At 64.2% G+C, this 16,514-nt stretch carries 14 protein-coding genes; 10 read left to right on the forward strand and 4 right to left on the reverse strand.

Annotated elements, in window-relative coordinates:
- Positions 1–99: 99 nt before the first annotated feature.
- Together ACSQ12_RS07965 and ACSQ12_RS07970 are read left to right on the forward strand one after the other, a co-directional pair.
- Positions 100–849 (forward strand): lysophospholipid acyltransferase family protein, encoded by a 750-nt coding sequence (locus ACSQ12_RS07965; protein WP_436064974.1) that lies wholly within the window; start codon positions 100–102, stop codon positions 847–849.
- 92 nt (positions 850–941) lie between these two features.
- Positions 942–2,333: a class II 3-deoxy-7-phosphoheptulonate synthase gene (locus tag ACSQ12_RS07970; RefSeq protein ID WP_209746013.1), complete on the forward strand. Its 1,392-nt coding sequence runs from the start codon at positions 942–944 to the stop codon at positions 2,331–2,333.
- Positions 2,334–2,428: 95 nt separating this feature from the next.
- Here ACSQ12_RS07970 and ACSQ12_RS07975 read toward each other — a convergent pair whose 3' ends face one another.
- Positions 2,429–4,561, reverse strand: coding sequence for a protein kinase domain-containing protein (locus tag ACSQ12_RS07975; protein WP_436064975.1), 2,133 nt, complete (start codon positions 4,559–4,561; stop codon positions 2,429–2,431).
- Between the two features lie 101 nt (positions 4,562–4,662).
- Complete coding sequence (locus ACSQ12_RS07980) at positions 4,663–6,006, reverse strand: lytic transglycosylase domain-containing protein (protein ID WP_209746009.1); 1,344 nt, start codon at positions 6,004–6,006, stop codon at positions 4,663–4,665.
- 242 nt (positions 6,007–6,248) lie between these two features.
- On the opposite strand from ACSQ12_RS07980, the gene ACSQ12_RS07985 reads away from it, so the two are divergent.
- Positions 6,249–6,602, forward strand: a complete 354-nt coding sequence (locus ACSQ12_RS07985) for an Rv2175c family DNA-binding protein (RefSeq protein ID WP_011691416.1) — start codon at positions 6,249–6,251, stop codon at positions 6,600–6,602.
- A gap of 54 nt (positions 6,603–6,656) precedes the next feature.
- On the opposite strand, the gene ACSQ12_RS07990 is transcribed toward ACSQ12_RS07985, so the two are convergent.
- Both ACSQ12_RS07990 and ACSQ12_RS07995 read right to left on the reverse strand, forming a co-directional pair.
- Positions 6,657–7,751, reverse strand: coding sequence for a polyprenyl synthetase family protein (locus ACSQ12_RS07990; RefSeq protein WP_011691417.1), 1,095 nt, complete (start codon positions 7,749–7,751; stop codon positions 6,657–6,659).
- Positions 7,748–8,278: a hypothetical protein gene (locus tag ACSQ12_RS07995; RefSeq protein WP_436064976.1), complete on the reverse strand. Its 531-nt coding sequence runs from the start codon at positions 8,276–8,278 to the stop codon at positions 7,748–7,750. Before ACSQ12_RS07995 ends, ACSQ12_RS07990 begins: the two co-directional genes overlap by 4 nt.
- Positions 8,279–8,418: 140 nt before the next feature.
- Here ACSQ12_RS07995 and dinB point away from each other — a divergent pair, with 140 nt between their 5' ends.
- From dinB to ACSQ12_RS08030, 7 genes are all read left to right on the forward strand, one after another.
- Positions 8,419–9,579 (forward strand): DNA polymerase IV, encoded by a 1,161-nt coding sequence (gene dinB / locus ACSQ12_RS08000; protein ID WP_436066957.1) that lies wholly within the window; start codon positions 8,419–8,421, stop codon positions 9,577–9,579.
- A gap of 320 nt (positions 9,580–9,899) precedes the next feature.
- Positions 9,900–10,271: a DUF3040 domain-containing protein gene (locus tag ACSQ12_RS08005; protein WP_011691420.1), complete on the forward strand. Its 372-nt coding sequence runs from the start codon at positions 9,900–9,902 to the stop codon at positions 10,269–10,271.
- 389 nt (positions 10,272–10,660) lie between these two features.
- Positions 10,661–11,089 (forward strand): division/cell wall cluster transcriptional repressor MraZ, encoded by a 429-nt coding sequence (gene mraZ / locus ACSQ12_RS08010; protein WP_011691421.1) that lies wholly within the window; start codon positions 10,661–10,663, stop codon positions 11,087–11,089.
- Positions 11,090–11,277: 188 nt separating this feature from the next.
- Entirely contained in the window at positions 11,278–12,276 is a 999-nt protein-coding gene (gene rsmH, locus ACSQ12_RS08015) for a 16S rRNA (cytosine(1402)-N(4))-methyltransferase RsmH (protein WP_209746003.1), read from the forward strand.
- Positions 12,273–12,935 carry a hypothetical protein gene (locus ACSQ12_RS08020; protein ID WP_209746001.1) on the forward strand — a complete coding sequence of 221 codons (663 nt, stop codon included), beginning with the start codon at positions 12,273–12,275 and terminating at the stop codon, positions 12,933–12,935. Before rsmH ends, ACSQ12_RS08020 begins: the two co-directional genes overlap by 4 nt.
- Before the next feature lie 43 nt (positions 12,936–12,978).
- A complete protein-coding gene (locus ACSQ12_RS08025) occupies positions 12,979–14,781 on the forward strand; it encodes a peptidoglycan D,D-transpeptidase FtsI family protein (RefSeq protein WP_209745999.1) in 1,803 nt (600 codons plus the stop codon).
- Between the two features lie 77 nt (positions 14,782–14,858).
- The gene (locus tag ACSQ12_RS08030) at positions 14,859–16,511 is read left to right on the forward strand and encodes a UDP-N-acetylmuramoyl-L-alanyl-D-glutamate--2,6-diaminopimelate ligase (RefSeq protein WP_436064977.1); all 1,653 of its coding nucleotides are present in this window, start codon (positions 14,859–14,861) and stop codon (positions 16,509–16,511) included.
- Positions 16,512–16,514 lie beyond the last annotated feature (3 nt).

Genomic DNA, 16,514 nt, shown 5'->3' on the forward strand with positions numbered 1-16,514 from the left:
TCACCATTCGCGGCAAATCTCACTAGAGTAGGGTTGCATTGAAGTCCTGGCCGGACCCGACGGAGGGCCGGCCAGACGCCTTCCGGAGAGGTACACCACGTGTTTTATTGGTTCATGAAGACCTTCGTCCTGGGACCGGTGCTGAAGCTCCTGTTCCGGCCCTGGGTCAAGGGGCTCGACAATGTGCCCGCGGAAGGCGCCGCCATCCTGGCGTCCAACCATTTGTCGTTCTCCGACTCCATCTTTATGCCTCTGATGGTTCCGCGTCCCGTGATCTTCCTGGCGAAGTCGGAGTACTTCACCGGCACCGGCCTCAAGGGCAGGCTGACTGCACTGTTCTTCCGGCTGACAAACCAGCTGCCCATGGACCGTTCCGGGGGAGCGGCTTCGGCGGCGTCGCTTAATGCCGGCATGGACGTCCTGTCGCATGGTTCGCTGCTGGGCATCTATCCCGAAGGCACGCGCAGCCCCGATTCACGGCTGTACCGGGGCAAAGTCGGTGTCGCGAAGCTTGCCCTGCAGGCGAGGGTTCCCGTGATTCCGGTAGCCATGATTGGGACCGACAAGGTCCAGCCCATTGGCAAACGGATGCCGAACATCAGGCGCATCGGCATGATCTTCGGTGAACCGCTGGACTTCAGCCGGTACTACGGCATGGAAGACGACCGCCTGATCCAGCGGTCCGTGACCGACGAAATCATGTACGAGCTCATGCGGCTGTCCGGGCAGGAATACGTGGACGAATACGCGGCGGTAGTTAAGCTCAGGCTGGCAGGGAAACCCACCGATGCCTCCACCGGCTCCGCCGGCTCCGGGGACAACGGTCCCGCGGAGCCCGGAAACGCGTGACGCCGCCTTTGGTGTCCAGGTTCTGTGACGGCGGTTTGGGGCTGATGACGGTTACGGTGCGGAAACCCGGATACGGGAACTAGTCTTGTAGTGTGACTGAGCTATCTGCAAAACCTGCCTCCCTGCTGACCAGTACCGCCCAGAGCGGTGCCGCCAACTATCCGGGACTGGACCACTGGCGGGAACTGCCGGTTTCCCAGCAGCCCAGCTGGCAAAACAAAGAGGTCTTTGACGCGTCGGTAAAGGAACTTTCCGTCCTTCCGCCGCTTGTATTTGCCGGCGAGGTGGACATCCTCCGTGAACGGCTCGCCGCGGCAGCACAAGGCAAGGCCTTCCTGCTCCAGGGCGGCGACTGCGCTGAAACGTTTGAGGCCGCGACGGCGGACAAGATCAGCGCCAGGGTCAAGACCATCCTGCAGATGGCGGTCGTCCTGACTTACGGCGCAGCGATGCCGGTCATCAAGATGGGCCGCATGGCCGGACAGTTCGCCAAGCCGCGGTCCTCCAACGATGAAACGCGCGACGGCGTGACACTCCCGGCATACCGCGGCGACATCGTCAACGGCTACGACTTCACCCCGGAATCCCGGGCCCACGACGCCGGCCGGATGCTCAAGGCGTACCACACCTCCGCATCGACCCTGAACCTTATCCGGGCGTTCACGCAGGGCGGTTTCGCCGACCTGCGCCTCGTCCACCACTGGAACAAGGGCTTCACCGAGAACCCGGCACACGCCCGCTACGAGTCCTTGGCACGTGACATTGACCGGGCCATCAAGTTCATGGCTTCCTGCGGGGCGGATTTCGAAGCCCTGAAGCGGGTTGAGTTCTTTGCGAGCCACGAGGCGCTGCTGCTGGACTACGAGCGCGCACTGACCCGCATCGATTCACGTACGGGGCTTCCGTACGACACGTCGGCGCATTTCCTCTGGATCGGCGAACGCACCCGCGAACTGGACCACGCCCACGTGGACTTCCTGTCCCGGGTCCGCAACCCGATCGGAGTCAAGCTGGGGCCCTCCACTTCGGGCGACGATGCCCTGCGGCTCATCGACAAGCTGGATCCGGACCGCGAACCGGGCCGCCTGACCTTCATCACCCGGATGGGCGCCGGGAACATCCGGGAGAAGCTCCCCGCCATCGTCGAAAAGGTCACGGCGTCCGGCGCACAGGTCCTCTGGGTCACCGATCCCATGCACGGGAACACGGTCACGTCGCCCAACGGTTACAAAACCCGCAACTTCGATGACGTCATCGACGAAGTGCGCGGCTTCTTCGAGGTGCACCACTCGCTGGGCACCATTCCGGGCGGCCTGCACGTCGAAATGACCGGCGACGACGTCGCAGAGTGCCTCGGCGGCGCGGACCCCATCGACCAGGAAGCATTCCTCGACCGCTACGAATCAGTCTGCGATCCGCGCCTGAACCACATGCAGTCCTTGGAAATGGCGTTCCTCGTCGCAGGAGCCCTGTCCAAGCGCTGACCCGCTGCCCTGATTGACCGAAAAGCTCCGCCCGGCTGGACCAGCCGGGCGGAGCTTTTTGGTGTGGCGGCTGCTTCGAGCGGTGCCGGTTGCGCTCAGACGACGGTGAGGGTAACGACGGAACCTTCGGGAACCTGGGTGTCCACCGGATCCTGGTCCCGAACGGTTCCGAAGAAGCCGCCCAGGACGTTGTTGACCCGGACCTCGAAGCCGAGCTTCTCCAGCGCCTTGCGTGCATCATTGGCCTGCTTGCCGATATAGCTGGGCACATTCACGAGCTTGGGCCCCTTGGATACCGTAAGGGTGACAGGCGCACCCCGGGTGAGGGTGCCGTTGGATGGCTCCTGGGCCACCACGGCGCCCTTGGGGACCTTCTTGTCGTTGACCGTTTCGGGTGAGATCACAGCCTTCAATCCCGCGGCCTCCAGCGCTTTGACTGCGGCGCCCTGTTCCTGGCCGCGCACGTCGGGCACAGGAATGGGTTCGGGCCCCTTGGAGACAGTGAGGCTGACAGGCGTGCCGCGCCTGGACGGGGTGCCCGCCGCGGGGTCCTGGGCGAGGACTGTACCCGCCGGCTCGGTTTCGCTGTACGTCTCTGTGACGCTGCCCAGGGCCATCTCGGCACTGTTGAGCTGGCTCTTCGCCTCATCCAGGGATCTGCCGCTCATTCCGGGCAGCGGAAAGAGTTGCGGGCCTTTGGAAACGAACAGCGACACCATCTGGAACTTGCGGATTTCCCGCCCTGCTTCGGGTTCGGTACCCACGACGAGGCCGGCCCGGATGTCGTCGTCGAAGACATCCTTCGTGGTGGACTGGAATCCCGCTGTGCCAAGCAGCTGCTGGGCCTCGGCGACGGTTTTGTTGGCCACCCTGGGTATGGTCCCCGGGGAGCCGGGTCCCATGCCAAAGAACCAGCCGGCGCCGGTGGCGAGCAAAGCCGCGATCACCAGGATGATGATCCATAGAAGGCCGCGACGGCGCGGGTTGCCTTCGCGGAGCGAGCGCACCGGAGTGGACGCGGCTTTGGACTCGGCCTTGGCGGCGTCGCGGTCCAGCTTGCGTTGGGCACGCTTGCTCAACGGAACCGCGGTGTCCGGCCCGTCGTCGCCCGGATCCGCAAAGGCGGGCTCCGGCTCCGCCGGGGCGGCCAGTGCACCGAACTGGCCCGGCCGGCGCGCAGCCGACAGCACCGTGGTGGGATTGCTTTGGCGGTTGATGATTTCCGTTGGATGCTGCCCGGCGGACAGGATCTCCGTCTGGTCCCGGCGCTCCGTGGACGGGGCCTCTGAAGGACGATGGGACGGCGGGTGCGCAGGCGGGCGGAGCCCCGACGGAGAATGGGCGACGGCGGCGATCGCTGCGGGGGGCTGGAGATCCAGTTCAGCGTCGGTCAGGTTGGTCCGGATGTGCCTGAGTTCGGACAAGAGTGCGTTGCCGTCGACCGGGCGCTGTTCGGGATCGCCCGCCGTGCACCACTGGACCAGCTCGTCGACTTCGGCTGCCAGCCCCGGAACGACCGCCGAGGGGGCTTCCACGGAGGAATTGACGTGCTGGTAGGCCACCTGGATGGGGACTTCGCCGTCGAAGGGCTGCCTGCCGGTGATCATTTCGTACAACATGATGCCCACGGAGTAAATGTCGCTGCGGGCATCCGCCTGCCGGCCGAGAACGAGCTCCGGTGACAGGTAGGCCACGGTGCCGATCAGCGCCCCGGTGCTCGTTGAGGTGGTGACCGCACGGGCCAACCCGAAGTCACCGACCTTGATTCGGCCGTCGTCGGCGATCAGGACGTTTTCGGGTTTGATGTCCCGGTGGATGAGCCCTGCGGCATGCGCCGCCCCCAGCCCTTCAACCACGGGGTCGATCAGCGCCAGGGCCAGCCGGGGAGACAGCGCCCCCTTCTCCTTGATGACGTCCCTGAGCGTGTGGCCCTTGATGTACTCCATCACCAGGTAGGCAGTGTGGCCGTCGCTGCCCTGGTCAAGGACGCCCACCACATGGGCGTGGGACAGCTTGGCCGCGGCCTTGGCCTCACGGCCAAGCCTGTCCAGGAAGTTACCGTCATTGACCAGGTGCGGGTGGAGGACCTTCAATGCGACGTCGCGCTCCAGACGTTGGTCCGTCGCGAGGTAAACGGTGGACATTCCGCCGCGCGCCAGCCTTGACTGAACCCGGTAACGGTTGTCCACCAGCGTTCCAACGAGGGGGTCCGACACTTTATCCTGCACCCTACGATCCTAAGTGCTACACGGAAACGGGCCCGAATCGACATGCAATCCGGACCCGTATCGTTACCCTCCCGGCACCCGCTTCCCGGCGCCGGCGCGGTTTAGCTGAAGTTCTTCTTGTGCGCCTTGATCGCTGCCACGTATGCCTTCGTGTCGTCGAACATGCCGTTTTTGCTGACGGAGTACTGGCCCTGGTAATAGCCGGCGATGGCGTTGTCCAGGTCCTTGCTGGTGCGGATCAGCTGGCGGATGATGGCCACGCCTGCGGTTGCGTTGTCGTAGGGATCGAGCAGGTTCAGCTTGCGGCCCACGAGATCAGAGGCCCATTCGCCCGACGTCGGGATGACCTGCATGGTGCCGATGGCGTTGGCCGGCGAGACTGCGCGCTGGTCGAAGCCGGACTCCTGGTAGGCGAAGGCAAGGGCAAGCGAGGGATCCACGCCCATCCGACGTGCCGTGTCCGCAACGATCGACTTCATCTGCTCCCTGGTGGGTACGGGAGAAGAGTTGAGCAGGGCCTTGTTCTGGTTGGCGGAGGAGACCACGGCGGACGGGTAGGTGAATCCGAGGAAGGAACTCGGCACCAGGGGAGTAACGCTGGCTGCCGGCTGGATCGAGGACCCGCCGGGGATGGCCAGCTTGTTGCCGGGGAAGATGACGCTGGTCATGGTCAGCTTGTTCGCGGCCAAAATGTCTGACAGCTTGACCCCGTGCTTTGCGGCGATGGCGGACAAAGTATCGCCTGACTTCACGGTGTAAGAGCCCGAACTGGTGGCCGGAGCCGGTGCCGGAGCAGGAGTAGCCGCCGGAGCAGGAGCCGGCGCCTGGCCGCCGCCGATCTTGATCTTCTGGCCCGGGTAAATGATGGAGTTCATATTCAGTCCGTTCCAGCTCAACACCTCGGACAACTTGACGCCGTGCCGTGCCGCGATGGCGCCCAGTGTGTCGCCGGACTTAACGGTGTAGACATTGCCGGCTGAGGTGGCAGGGGCGGGAGCCTCCGGCTTTGCCGCCGGAGCGGAGGGGGCCGGTGCCGAACCGGTCAGCTTGATCTTCTGCCCCGGATAAATGATGGTGTTCGGCTGCAGGTTGTTCAGCTTCAGGATGGCGTTGGTGTCAAGGCCGTAGCGACCGGCGATGCCGCTGATGGTGTCACCGCGGGCAATGGTGTACTCGGCCGGCGCGGAGGGCTGGGCGGGCCGCAGGGATGCGGGGAGGGCCGTCGAAACCGAGGCCGCGGGAATGACGCCGGCCTTAATGGCGGCTTCCTGGGCCTGAATTGCCGCCGCGAGGGTCGCAGGCACGGTCCGCGGGCGGGATTCCGCCGCCGCCGGCTGGGCAATGGCCAGCGAGGAAAGGACGACTGCCGGGAGGGCAGCCGTGGTTGCCGCAATCATGGGCAGGCTTGGCCTGGTGTGCTGCTTTGGCGATCGGGGCGTCGTCATGGGAGTGATCCTCTTCTCAGCGGCAAATGCTGTCGGTCAGGCCGTTGTTACGAATGGTACTAGTGTTACTAAAGTTAGTGTTGATGCAAATGTGATCTATGTGAATCTCTCACGAATTGCCGATTAGCACAAGAAATGTGTGGCATTGGATATATGCCTTTTTTCGGAGTGTCGATTCGAGGGTTCGCGCCCCCGTTTGCGCTGACTAGGCGCATTAGCACCCGCCGTGGCAATCTTGATCCGTGAGTACTGTAGAAAGCCTTGTAGGCGAATGGCTGCCGCTGCCCGACGTTGCAGAAATGATGAACGTATCCATCACTAAGGTCCATGGATTGCTGGACGAAAAGGCGCTGGTGGCCCTCAGGGTCGGCGAACGCCGGATCAGGTCCGTTCCCGCCGACTTTATGCAGGACGGCCATCCGGTAGAGAGCCTGAAAGGGACAGTCGTGGTCCTCTCGGACGCCGGCTATACCGATGAAGAACTCATTACCTGGCTTTTCACCCCGGATGAATCTCTGCGGGGCCGTCCGATTGATGCGCTGCGCGAAGGCCGGAAGACCGAGATCCGCCGACGGGCACAGTCCCTGGCCTGGTAATACTGTCCAGGCCCCCCGCACTACATGCTGAGCGCGGTGGCCGCGCCGCCACAATCAGGCGGCGCGGCTGACGGTTGCCTCGGCCAGTTTCCGCAGGGCCGTCTTGGGGAGATCGTCCAGCGGCAGCAGGTCCAGTTCCGCGAAGGCGGCACGGCCGAATTCCTCAATCAGGACTTCAGTAGCCTGGAGCGCGCCGCAGTCCACGATGATGCGGCGGATTTCCTCCACGTCGTCATCGGACAGGTCCGGGCTTCCAAGCTTCGCATCGAGGAAACGGGATTCCTCCGGGGAAGCCTGGTCCAGGGCGAAGGCAACCAGGACCGTACGCTTTCCTTCCCGCAAGTCATCGCCAGCGGGCTTACCGGTGGTCACCGGATCACCGAAGACACCGAGTACGTCGTCCCGTAGTTGGAATGCTTCCCCAAGCGGCAGGGCGAACGCTGAATAGCCGCGAAGCAGTTCGTCGGAAGCACCTGCCAAGGCGCCTCCCAGGGCAAGCGGGTGCTCCGTTGAGTACTTCGCTGACTTGAACCGGATTATTGACTGGGCCCTGCTGACGGCTCCCGCCCGGTCGCGCATGGGACCGGCTACTTCTTCCAGGATGTCAAGGTACTGCCCCGCCATCACTTCGGCGCGCATCAGGTTGAAGATCAGCCTGGCCTGGCTTCCCGACGCTGCCGCCTCGCCTATGTCCGTGAACGTTTCTTCGCTGAAGGAGAGGCAGAGGTCGCCGGTCAGGATGGCTGCGGCATGGCCGAACCGTTCGCTGTCCAGGGCCCACCCCTGGTCTTCATGCAGCTGGCTGAACCGCCGGTGCACACTGGGACCTCCGCGCCGGGTATCCGAGCGGTCGATGATGTCATCATGAATCAGCGCTGCTGCCTGGAAAAGCTCCAGGGCAGATCCGGCAGTGACCACCTCGGTGGCAGCAGCCTCACCGCCGGCGCCACGCCAACCCCAGTAGCACATCAGTGCACGCAGCCGCTTGCCGCCGGTAACCAGGTTGGAGATGGAGCCCATCAGCGGATCAATATCCTGTGAAATGGCGGACATCACGGACTGGCGTGTGGCCAGGAAGTCGTTAAGCTTGCCGGCGACGGCGGCTACGAATGCCGTCTGTTCCAGGCGCAGCTGCTCCGCGACCGTCACTTCGCGGACTCAGCTGCGACGTTGGCACCGATGGTGAATGTGGAGACCCCGCCGGTCTCCACCACTGCAACGTTCACTGTTTCGTTGTCGCCGCGGAGGAAATCCTTGGACGCGACTGCACCCACGTTCTCACCGGGCACCGCCTTGAAGCCTTGGGCCTCCAGCTCCTTTGTGTAGAAAGCCACGACGGCGGCGGCCGGCGAACTGATGTTACCCACCAGCGCTGCAGTGGCCGGAGCGGTCGTCTTGTCGAAGCTGCTTGATACCACCCTGGCCCCCGGCATCACGGGCAACAGCTTCTCCGGGAAGCCGTCGACGAGTGCACCGACGACCGCAGTGGTACCCGGCGACGCCGAAGGGCTGGCCGGTGCCGTGGTGGATACCTGCTCGGTGGCGGAAGCTGAAGCGCTGGCGGTCCCGGTTGCCTTGGCTCCGGAATCGGCCGGGGTGCACGCAGCCAGGGCAAGCACCGCGCCGGCCACAATCACTGCGCAGCCCGCAGGCTTGAGCTTTCCAATTACCTTCACAGGGACAGTCCTCCTGGTGTTGACGCCGGATGCAGCCTCCAGTTTAGTCAGTCCCACGGCATAGGATTGAAGACGTGGGGTCGGAACAGGATAAACAGCAGCTCGAAGCGACCCTCCGGGAGCTACGTCGAAGCAGCATCATGCACGTGGACATGGACGCATTTTTCGTCTCCGTGGAACTCCGGAGCCGTCCGGAACTGGTCGGAAAACCGGTCATTGTGGGCTATCCGGCGGACCGGTCGGTGGTGCTGTCCGCTTCCTACGAGGCGCGGAAATTTGGCGTCAAGTCTGCAATGCCCATGGCTATGGCGGCGCGCATGTGCCCCTCGGCAGTCATCATCGAGCCAAGGCACAAGCTGTACTACGAGGTGTCCGCGCAGCTGATGGCCATCTTCGGTTCTATCACTGACCTGGTGGAGCCCCTGAGCGTCGACGAAGCCTTCCTCGACGTCGGCGGAGCCATCCGGCGGCTGGGGAGCCCGCGTGAGATCGGCGCAATTATTCGCCGGCGTGTGCGGGACGAACTCGGTATCACCGCGTCCGTTGGCATCGCCGCCAGCAAGTTCGTGGCCAAGATAGCGTCCACCCGCTGTAAACCGGACGGGCTCCTGCTGATCGGACCGGACGAGACCGTTGCCTACCTGCACAGCCTTCCCGTCAATGCGCTGTGGGGCGTGGGGGCCAAGACGGGGGAGGTGCTGGCGCGAATGGGGATCCGCAGCGTGGCGGATGTTGCCGCAACCCCGCCGTCCGCACTGAAGAAGCTCCTCGGGGCGTCAGGCGAGCACGTCTACCGGCTGTCCTGGGGGATTGATCCGCGGCCTGTGACTCCGGTCCGCCTCGAGAAGAGTATCGGTGCCGAGGAGACGTTTGCCGTGGACACCGCGGACGACGCCCTTCTGCACCGGGAGTTGCTGCGCTTGTCGCACCGCACCGCCGAGCGGCTCAGAAGCACGGGGATGGTCGCCAGGACTATCTCCCTGAAGCTTCGCTACACCGATTTCTCCACCATCACGCGCAGCAGGACGGTGCATGCCCCGGTGGACAGTGCCCAGTTGATCTATGCCGTCACGGTTCAGCTGCTGGAATCGCTCGGCCCGCGAGCCATGACAGTCCGCCTTGTTGGCGTAAGGGCGGAGCAGCTTGAGGATGCAGCCCAGACCTCGCTGCAGCTGAGCTTTGACCGCCGCGACGACAACTGGCGGGCCGCGGAACAGGCCCTGGACAGGGTGGCGGAGAAGTTCGGTTCCAAGTCGGTGCTCCCTGCACGGCTGCTGGACCCGAACACCGCCGCTGACTGACTTTTCCCCGGCCGACTGCCGGCAAAAAAGCTGCTTACCCGGTGCGCCCGTCGCCCTTGGATGCAGCGCCGCCGACGGCGGGGTGCGCCGCGTGTGAGTGTCTTTCAGAACAGGGCGCAACAAACTATCCTTAGATATACATAGATTTCGAACGTCTGGACATACCAAAAGCCGTCTGTATCAGCCCGCCGTCCGAATGCGTGGAATCCGGTTGCCCGATATACGGTGGCCGGGAACCTCCTGCGCATGCCGGTCGTTATCGGATTGACAACATAAAGGCCACGGCAGGTCCGGACGTTGGCCGACTTAAGGAGGTCGTGATGCCGCTCTCGGAGCACGAACAGAAGTTGCTCGAGCAGCTGGAGAAGCAGCTGCACGAGGACGATCCGAAGTTTGCCAACTCAATGGGATCGGATCCGGGCCGTAACTGGTCCACACGCCACATAGTGATAGGCGTGCTGGCCACCCTGGCCGGTGTCCTCCTCCTGCTGGTGGGCGTATCACTTCAGAGCATTTTTGTTGGTGTCCTCGGGTTCATCGTGATGGGAGCCGGAGTCTATTTCGCAACGATGCGTAGTTCCGCTGCCGGCAAAGCCAAACCGGCCGGAGGCAAGAAGGCCGGCAAGGGGCGCAGCTCGTTCATGAGCGGTCTGGAAGAACGCTGGGACGAACGCCGCCGCGGTGAACCGTGACAACCCCGTCCTGACAGCCGGTCCGTGACTGCCATTCCCTAAGTCTCCACTTCGCACCACCTGCCCGCGGGCAGGCCTGCAGGAAGACCCGCCCCGGCGGGTCTTTTGCATTTAATCGCCCCACTGCGGGCCCGGACGTCCGGGCGGATCCCCACCGGCCGCCGTCGTATATTCCCTGGCGCGCCCCATGCGCCACCGGCGCCAAAATCCCTCCACTTTGCACCACCGCCCGGAAACCCCTGGATTTCCGGGCCCGGATTCCTCCAATCCCGGGAGGAATCTTCCGTGTCGCGTTGACTGTGGAGCGATGTGGAGTAAAGTGGAGCAGGTAAGAGGGTAGTGGCAGCACAGGGGACGTGCAGCTCCTGACGACAGACAGGCGGGTGGCCATGTTTCTTGGCACTCATTCGCCGCGTTTGGACGAAAAGGGGCGGATCATCCTCCCAGCGAAGTTCCGCGAGGAACTTGCCAGCGGATTGGTACTCACCAGGGGCCAGGAACGCTGCATCTACGTCTTCAGTGAGCGGGAATTCGGACGGATTCACGAGCAAATGCGGGAGGCGCCCATCTCCTCCAAGCAGACTCGTGACTACATCCGGGTTTTTCTCTCTGGAGCCTCGGACGAGGTACCTGACAAGCAGGGGCGCGTGACTATTCCTCCCGCACTCCGGGCATACGCAGGTCTTGGCAGGGAGCTTGCCGTCATCGGCGCCGGCTCCCGCGCGGAGATCTGGGATGCCCAGGCCTGGAACGAGTACCTGGCAGAGAAGGAAACCTCCTTCTCTGAAACCGATGACGCCATCCCGGGAATCTTCTGAGGCCCGGAGGCGACAACAGCAACGTTTCTTGAACGAGATCTCCAGCCGCCCATCCGAACGTTTTCCTGGCTCACTTCCCCGGAGCCAGGCGGACGCCCGGATAGGCGCGGATGGGGATCTGGTTCAAGAAGCACACCGAGGACCAACGCTGCCTACCGAGGCACAACCAGGCACGAAAGGACGAAGGTATGAGCGATCCCAACCAGCCAAAACCCACGTCCGAACGCCATGTACCGGTCCTCAAGGACCGGTGCATCAATTTGTTGGCCCCGGGAATTGAAGCTGCACGCCAGCGGGGCGAGACGCCCGTGGTCATCGACGCAACCCTGGGAATGGGCGGCCACTCCGAAGCCCTGCTCCAACGGTTTCCGGACCTCCACCTGATCGGGATCGATCGCGACGAAGAGGCGCTGGCCCTCGCCGGGGAGCGTTTGAAGCGCTTCGCGGACAGGACCGACCTGGTCCACGCTGTTTACGATGAGATCCCGGATGTCCTCCGGGATCTTGGCGTTATCGAAGTCCACGGTGTCCTCATGGACCTGGGGGTTTCTTCCCTGCAGCTGGACGAGCGCGAGCGAGGTTTTGCCTACTCCTTTGATGCGCCGCTGGACATGCGCATGGACACCAGCCGCGGCCAGACGGCCGCTGACGTGGTTAACAATTACAGCGAAGAGGACCTGGTCCGGATCATCCGCAAGTGGGGTGAAGAAAAGTTCGCCGGCAGGATCGCCAACCGCATCGTGGCGGCTCGCGAGGCAAAGCCGTTCACCACCACCGGTGAACTGGTAGACACCATCCGGGCGGTCGTTCCGGCCGGCGCGGCAAAGACCGGCGGACACCCGGCCAAACGGACCTTCCAGGCCCTGCGGATCGAAGTCAACGAAGAACTTGATGTCCTGGAACGTGCGGTTCCCGCTGCCGTGGATGCACTCGCCATGGGGGGCCGCGTTGTGGTCATGTCGTACCACTCGCTGGAGGACAAGATCGTCAAGAAAGTCTTCCAGGCCGGTTCCAAGTCCTCAGCGCCGCTGGGTTTCCCGGTGGAACTGGAAGAGCACAAGCCCGAGCTCAAGACCCTGACCAAAGGCACCGAGGTGCCCACGGCAGAAGAAATCGCCGAAAACCCACGCGCAGCATCCGCCCGGTTGCGCGCCGTAGAACGAATCAGAGCCAGGAGGGCCGCATGAGCACCGCCGCTGCTAAGAACTTCCCAGTCGTGTCAGGTACGGCGGCCCGTGCCCTCACGGGGATCAAGCCCTCGGAAGGATCCGAACGCAAACTGCGGACCCCGCTGTCCGTGGTCCGCTCCACGCCCCGCAAGCGCAGGGCCCCTTTCGTCGTGCTCTGCTTCGCGCTGCTCGCCGTGGCGCTCATGGCGGTCCTGGTACTCAACATTTCCGTCTCCACGGCCCAGTACCAGCTGGTGCAGCTCCGGAGTGAGCAGTCCACCCTGACAAAGCAAAACCAGGACCTGACACAGCAGGTCCAGAACTTCGATGCTCCCCAGAACCTGGCCGCCAAGGCCACGGAACTGGGCATGGTAGCTTCCACTGGCAAGGGCCAGATCGACCTGTCCACACTGACCGTCAGCGGTACCCCGAAGCCCGCGGTCAAGGGTGACAAGCCGGGAGCCATCATTGCAGCGCCTGCCGTCGCCGGTCAGCTGACGGTGGTGCCGCCCGCCACGACCAAGGAACCGTTGGCTGTCCGAAAGCCGGCTGAGGCCGCCGCTCCCGCGGCTTCGGCTCCTGCGGCTTCGGCACCGGCGGCGGCTGCCCCTAAGCCCGCGGTTAATCTCCACGGAGGATCAGTGCCGGCTCCGCAGCAAAAGACGCCCGGACAGTAACTGACAGGACTGCTCACCAGTACGCAACCAGCAAGGACTCACCGTGGCGAAGAGCACCGGCAAGAAGACAACCGCAAAAGTGCCCAACGCCACCAGGAGGCTCCGCCTCGGCCTGGGCATGATGCTGGCGCTGCTGCTTGTGGTGGGCGGAAAACTGTTCATGGTCCAGGGGCTGGACATCGGCGGAATGGCCGAAGCGGCGCTGAACAACCGGCTTACCCCGATAGAACTCCCGGCCGAGCGCGGCAGCATCCTGGATGCGAACGGGACGGTCCTCGCCAACAGCGTCATCCGCTACAACGTGGTGGTGGATCAGCGCGTCAACACGAAGACGGAGTCATTCAAACGACTGGACACCGTCGGCGACAAGGAAGAGCTCGTTACCGTTTCCAGGGACAAGGGCATCCAGGAGCTGGCAGCCGTGCTGGGACAGGATCCGGCAGACGTCAAGGACGCACTGACGGGGGAGAAGCCCTACTACATCGTGGCGAAGGACCTTAAGCCCGACATGGAGGACCGGATTTCCAAGCTGCAGATTCCGGGAATCGTCACCGTTGGAACCAGCAAGCGCGTCTACCCCAACGGTGCCGTGGCCGGCGGCATCGTCGGCTTCCTGCAGGACGGCACAACCGGCCAGGCGGGGCTGGAGCAGACGCAGGACGAGATCCTCAAGGGAACTCCCGGCAAGCGGCTCTTCGAAATCGGTGCAGACGGCCTGCGTATCCCGGTTGGCGTGGACGAACTGACGCCCGCTGTCGACGGCAAGGACATCCGGCTTACCCTCAACTCGGACCTGCAGTATTTTGCCCAGCAGGCCATCCAGAACCAGTCGGACAAGCTGAGCGCCGAATGGGGCGTCATCATTGTCCAGGACATCAAGACCGGCAACATCATCGCCATGGCAGACACCAACGCCCCGGATCCCAACGACCCCGGAAAGGTGGCAGCCAAGGACCGCGGCGTTCGTTCGGTGACAGCCGCTTACGAGCCGGGCTCCGTGGAAAAGATGATCACCGCCGCGTCAGTCATTGAAGAAGGCAAGTCCAGCCCGTTGGACCATTTCACCATCCCGCCGTCCTACGTGGTGGACGGACAGGTCTTCACTGACTCGTTCGATCACGGGACTGAGGAACGGACCCTGGCCGGCATCCTCGGCTGGTCCATGAACACGGGAACGGTCATGGCCGGGCAGCGCCTCACGAAGGAACAGCGGCATGACTGGCTGCAGAAGTTCGGAATCGGCGAAGCCCCGGACATCGGCCTTCCCGCCGAAGCGAGCGGCATCCTCACCCCGGCCGACCAGTGGGACGGCCGGCAGGAGTACACCGTCCTGTTCGGCCAGGGTGTGTCGCAATCCACGCTGCAGACCGTCCGTGCCTACCAGTCGATTGCCAACGATGGAGTCATGCTGCAGCCGCGCCTGATCGACAGCTATATCAGCCCGGACGGAACCGAGGAGAAAGTCCCGGCGAAGGAAAGCCGGCAAATCGTGTCAAAGGAAACAGCGAAACAGGTGCGGGACATCCTGGAGAGCGCAGTGACCGAGGGCCAGATCAAGGACGCGGCCATCGATGGTTACCGCGTCGGCGCCAAGACGGGAACCTCCGAATCTCCGTGCGACGACGGCAAGTCCGGATACTGCGGCTACACGGCCTCGATGGTGGGGATGGCGCCGATGGACGATCCGCGGTTTATTGTTGAAGTTGTCCTGCAGCGTCCCAAAGGCAGTATCTACGGAATCACCAATGGTCCGGTATTCCGCTCCGTGATGAGCCAGGCGCTGCGGACCTACAACGTTCCGCCATCGACGGGCGAGCCGGTCAGGCTGCCCCAATACGTCAAGTAGCACGTCCACAGCATCGTACGTACGAGGGGAACGTCCTCTACGCCCGGTGTGATCCACTAGCACCAACGGAGATCCACTTGTCAGAGCACCATGCCCCAGGCAGTACCGATACAACGGGCGGCGCGGTTCCCGGTTCCGGGTTCCGGCCGACCGCCGTTGCCGCGGTGCCCCTTGGCACCATCGGCGAGTCTGTCGGCGTCGTCGTTCCCGGGGCATCCAGCTCCATCCCTGTCACCGGGATTTCCCTGAACTCGAGGACCGTCCAGCCGGGCGATCTCTATGTCGCCTTGCCCGGCGCCGCCAGGCACGGAGCTGACTTCGTATCGCAGGCCGTCGCGGCAGGCGCCGTCGCGGTAGTGACGGACGACGACGGCGCCAGGCTGCTTGCGTTGTCAGCGGACACTCCCGTACCGGTCCTGGTGGTTGACGGGCCCCGCAGCGCCGTGGGCGGGCTCGCGGCACTGATCTACCAGAGCCGGCCGGAAGGCGGGACTTCGCCGTCGCTGTTCGGTGTTACCGGCACCAACGGCAAAACCACCACCACGTACTTCATTAATGCGCTCCTGCAGGCGCTGGGCCGCCGGACCGGCCTGATCGGCACCATCGAGATCCTCGCGGGCGGTGCGCCGATTCCCAGCCTGCTGACCACGCCTGAGTCCACCGACCTTCACGCGCTGCTGGCACTGATGCGTGAACGCGGCCTGGACGCTGCGTCGATGGAGGTCTCCTCGCACGCAGTATCGTTCCACCGCGTCGACGGCGTGCAGTTCGACGTCGCCGGCTTCACCAACCTCACCCAGGACCACCTGGACCTCCACGGGACCATGGACGAATATTTCCAGACCAAGGCCCGGCTCTTCACGCCCCGGCACGCCAAGTCGGCCGTGATCACCGTAGACGACGAGTGGGGCCGCCGCCTCGCATCCGCGGCCGAAATTCCGGTCACCACCCTGGCGACCGCCCAGGCCAACGATCCCGCGGCGCCGGCTGCTGACTGGACAGTCACGGCCGCCGCCCCCCGGGGCCTTGGCACGCAGTTCCGGCTGCGGCACCGGGACGGCAGCGAACTGCGTGTACACACGGGGCTGCCGGGAAGCTTCAATGTTTCCAACGCCGCCCTCGCGACCGTTATGGTCCTGGCCAGCGGCGTCGAGCCGGCCACGCTGCAGGCTGCCCTGGACGAGGCTGATCCGTTCACCGTTGCCGTTCCGGGACGCATGCAGCTCGTCTCCACTGCGCCGGCCGCCGTCGTCGACTTCGCCCACAACCCGGATGCCCTGCAGCGTGCGCTGGAGGCTGTGCGCTCAACCGAACCCGGTTCGAGGGTGATTGTGGTCTTCGGCGCCACCGGACAGCGGGACCAGGGCAAACGCCCGGCCATGGGGGCCATCGCGGCGCGGCTTGCGGACGTCGTGATCATCAGCGACGACGACCCCCACGACGAGGACGCCGCCGCCATCCGTGCGGACGTCCTGGCGGGCGCGCGTGAGGCGAAGGAATCCGGCGGCCTTGGCTGCACGATCCTGGAATCGTACCCGCGCGACGTGGCGATCCGGGAGGCCGTCAACATGGCGCAGCCGCAGGACACGATCCTGGTAGCCGGGCGCGGCCACGAAGTCTGGCAGGAAGTCAACGGCGTCAACCTGGCGCTCGACGACAGGGTGGAGCTCCGCGAGGCCTTGACAGCACGCGGATTCACCGTTCTGAATGACGAGCGGATAGAGTCCTAGACC

This window comes from Arthrobacter sp. LjRoot14, assembly GCF_964253905.1.
Classification (GTDB): domain Bacteria; phylum Actinomycetota; class Actinomycetes; order Actinomycetales; family Micrococcaceae; genus Arthrobacter.

Coding starts and splice junctions, on each gene's coding strand:
- mraZ (WP_011691421.1), top strand. CDS start 10,661: ATGTTTCTTGGCACTCATTCGCCGCGTTTGGACGAAAAGGGGCGGATC.
- ACSQ12_RS08005 (WP_011691420.1), top strand. CDS start 9,900: ATGCCGCTCTCGGAGCACGAACAGAAGTTGCTCGAGCAGCTGGAGAAG.
- dinB (WP_436066957.1), top strand. CDS start 8,419: ATGCACGTGGACATGGACGCATTTTTCGTCTCCGTGGAACTCCGGAGC.
- ACSQ12_RS08020 (WP_209746001.1), top strand. CDS start 12,273: ATGAGCACCGCCGCTGCTAAGAACTTCCCAGTCGTGTCAGGTACGGCG.
- rsmH (WP_209746003.1), top strand. CDS start 11,278: ATGAGCGATCCCAACCAGCCAAAACCCACGTCCGAACGCCATGTACCG.
- ACSQ12_RS07980 (WP_209746009.1), bottom strand. CDS start 6,006: ATGACGACGCCCCGATCGCCAAAGCAGCACACCAGGCCAAGCCTGCCC.